This window comes from Inquilinus sp., assembly GCF_057815775.1.
Window position 1 is genome coordinate 1 of the sequence record NZ_JBYRFX010001103.1, and the last position, 3,267, is coordinate 3,267.

General features: G+C 68.9%; 2 protein-coding genes. Both read left to right on the forward strand.

The window, feature by feature from the left end:
* A partial coding sequence (locus AC3XYG_RS39425; protein WP_489145375.1) for a beta strand repeat-containing protein occupies positions 1–2,692 on the forward strand: 2,692 nt, incomplete at its 5' end.
* Positions 2,693–2,824: 132 nt separating this feature from the next.
* Positions 2,825–3,267: amidase family protein (locus tag AC3XYG_RS39430; RefSeq protein ID WP_489145376.1), on the forward strand; the 443-nt coding region annotated here is incomplete at its 3' end.

Consider the following 3,267-nt stretch of genomic DNA (forward strand, 5'->3'; position numbering starts at 1 on the left):
CGATGGCGACGAACTCTTCGGCACCCTCGATGCGGATATCATCAACGGCCTGGCCGGCAACGACCAGCTGATCGGGTCCGGCGGCGCCGATACCCTGAACGGCGGGGCCGGCAACGATGTCCTGATCGGGGACGTGCCGCCGGGCACGCTTCCCATCCCGACGGCCTACGACACGCTGGCGGGCGGCACCGGCGACGACCTCTACTATCTGATCGACGAAAGCTCCTACAGCTCGGGCGGCGCTGTCGCCTATCGCTACGACAAGCTCGTCGAGGCGGCCGGCGCCGGCACGGATATAGTCTACATCGCGGCCACCGCCCATCTCAGCAGCTACATCCTGGCCGACAATATCGAATACGGCTTCGTCATGTCGGATGACGGCTTCAACCTGACCGGCAACGCGCTGGCCAACACATTGACCGGCGAGGACGGCAATGATTCGTTGGTCGGCGGGTCGGGCGACGACTCGCTGTATGGAGGCGATGGCGAGGATTCGCTGGAAGGCGGTGCCGGCAACGACCTGCTCTCCGGCGGCGGCGGCCACGACACGCTGGCCGGCGGCGCCGGCAACGACGACTACCGGCTGACCAGCACCAGCATCTTCGTCATCGCCGGTGTGTCAGCCAGCGGCTACGACGAGGTCGTCGAGGCCGCGAATGGCGGCTACGACAGCGTCGTGGTCGAGGCGGATGTGAATGCGAGCTATTATACGCTGCCCGACAATGTCGAGGCCGGCTACATCAGCGGCGACGGCGCCTTCGACTTGTTCGGTAACGACCTCGACAACGCCCTCAACGGCAACAACGACGACAACACCCTGGTGGGCCGCGCCGGCAACGACACGCTCAAGGGCCTGAACGGCGGCGATACGATGCGTGGCGGCCTCGGGGCCGACCGCCTCGACGGCGGCGCCGGCATCGATACGGCCTCATACGTCGACAGCCTCTTCGCCGTCGTCGCCGATCTCGGGACCGGCACGGCGAGTGGCGGCAGCGCCCAGGGCGACACCCTGGTCTCGATCGAGATTCTTCTTGGCAGCATATTTAACGACACGCTGATCGGCGACGCCGCCGCCAACACCCTGCTCGGGGACCAGGGTGACGATCGCCTGAGGGGCGGCGCCGGGGCCGACCGCCTCGACGGCTGGGACGGGTTCGATACCGCCAGCTACAGCGACAGCACCGCCGCCGTCACGATCGACCTCGCGGCGGGGACGGCGGCCGGGGGCACGGCCGCGGGCGATGTGCTGATGTCGATCGAAAGCCTCGCCGGCAGCGCCTTCAACGACACGCTGACCGGCACGGCCGGTGCCAACACACTGTTCGGCGGCGCCGGCAATGACACCCTCGTGGGCGGTGCCGGAGCCGACCGGCTCGACGGCGGCACGGGGATCGACGTGGTCAGCTATGAGGCCAGCGGCGCCGCCGTCGCGATCGACCTCGGGGCCGGCACGGGGAGCGGCGGCGACGCCGCCGGCGATGTCCTGGTCTCGATCGAGAATCTGGTCGGCTCCGCCTACGGCGATACGCTGACCGGCTCGTCGGCGGCCAACTTTCTAGACGGAAGCGTGGGGTTCGACGCGCTGGCCGGCGGCTCGGGCAACGACACTTACAGATTGGCCGACGTGACGGTGGTCTTCATCAGCGGCAGCGGCATCATCCAATGGCTCTATGATCAGGTTATCGAAAGCGCCGATGGCGGCATCGACACCATCCTGATCGTTCCCGTGCCCGGGCCGGCGTCCTTCTATATCCTGCCTGTCAATGTCGAGAACGGCACGATCGGCGGAACCGGCGTCTTCACCCTCTACGGCAATGCGTCCAACAACACCCTGGCCGGCAACAGCGCCGCCAACATCCTGACCGGCGGGGACGGCGACGATGTCCTGCGCGGCGGCGGTGGGGCGGACGGACTCAACGGGGGCGCGGGCGTCGACACCGCCAGCTATTACGACGGCACCGCCGGGGTCTCGGTCGATCTCTCCATCGGCAAGGGCACGGGTGGCGAAGCCCAGGGCGACACTCTGGTCTCGATCGAGAACCTCTCCGGCAGCCAAGGCAGGGACACGCTTTCGGGCGATGCCGGCGCCAATGTGCTGCAGGGCTGGAACGGCAACGACGTGCTCCGCGGCGGCGCGGGGGCCGACCGGCTGGACGGCGGCGCCGGCATCGACACGGTCAGCTACACCACCAGCGCGACCAGGGTGACCGTCAACCTCAACCTGCAGGCCGGCAGCGGCGGCGAGGCCCAGGGCGACAGCTATTTCGGCATCGAGAACGTCAATGGCAGCCAGGGGGCCGACACCATCACCGGCAACATCCTGGCCAATGTGCTGAACGGCTGGGCCGGCAAGGATGTCCTGACCGGGCTGGCCGGGGCCGACCGCTTCGTGTTCTCCGCCGCCAGCCACAGCGCGGTCGGCGCCAATGCCGACCGGATCACCGACTTCTCCCACGCCCAGGGCGACAAGATCGACCTGTCGGCGATCGACGCCAACACCGCCGTGGCCGGCGACCAGGCCTTCCGCTTCATCGGTTCGACCATCTTCACCCACCATGCCGGCGAACTGCGCTATGCGGCCTCGGCGGACACCACCACCATCGCCGGCGACGTCAATGGCGACGGCACGTCCGACTTCCAAATCGTCCTCTCCGGACGGATCACCCTCGTCGCGGGCGACTTCGTTCTGTAGCCGCGGTTGCCGCCCCGGGACGGCAGATCCCTGCCGTCCCGGTTCCGGCGCGCCGGGCAATTCGGCTTGGTGCCCGACCGGATTTCCGGTTATCTGGGCAGGACATCCGTCCTCTTGCTCAGCCGGTGACGCATGACCTCGCTTGCCGATCTCTCCGCCGTCGATCTCGTCGCCCGCTACCGCGACCGCAGCCTGTCGCCGGTCGAGGTGACCGAGGCGGTGCTGCAGCGGATCGAGGCGTGGGAGCCGCAGCTGCAGGCGCTGTGGGCGCTCGACCCGGCCGGTGCCCGGGCCGCCGCCGCGGCCTCGACCGCGCGCTGGGCCGAGGGCCGGCCGCTCGGCCCGGTCGACGGCGTGCCGGTGACGATCAAGGAGAACATCGCGACCAAGGGCGTGCCGGTGCCGGTCGGCACCGCTGCGACGACATTGGTGCCGGCGGCACAAGATGCCCCGCCGGCGGCGCGGCTGCGCGAATCCGGCGCGGTGATCCTGGCCAAGACCACCATGCCGGATTACGGCATGCTGTCCTCCGGCCTCTCCAGCTTCCACAAGCTGGCGCGCAACCCCTGGGACCT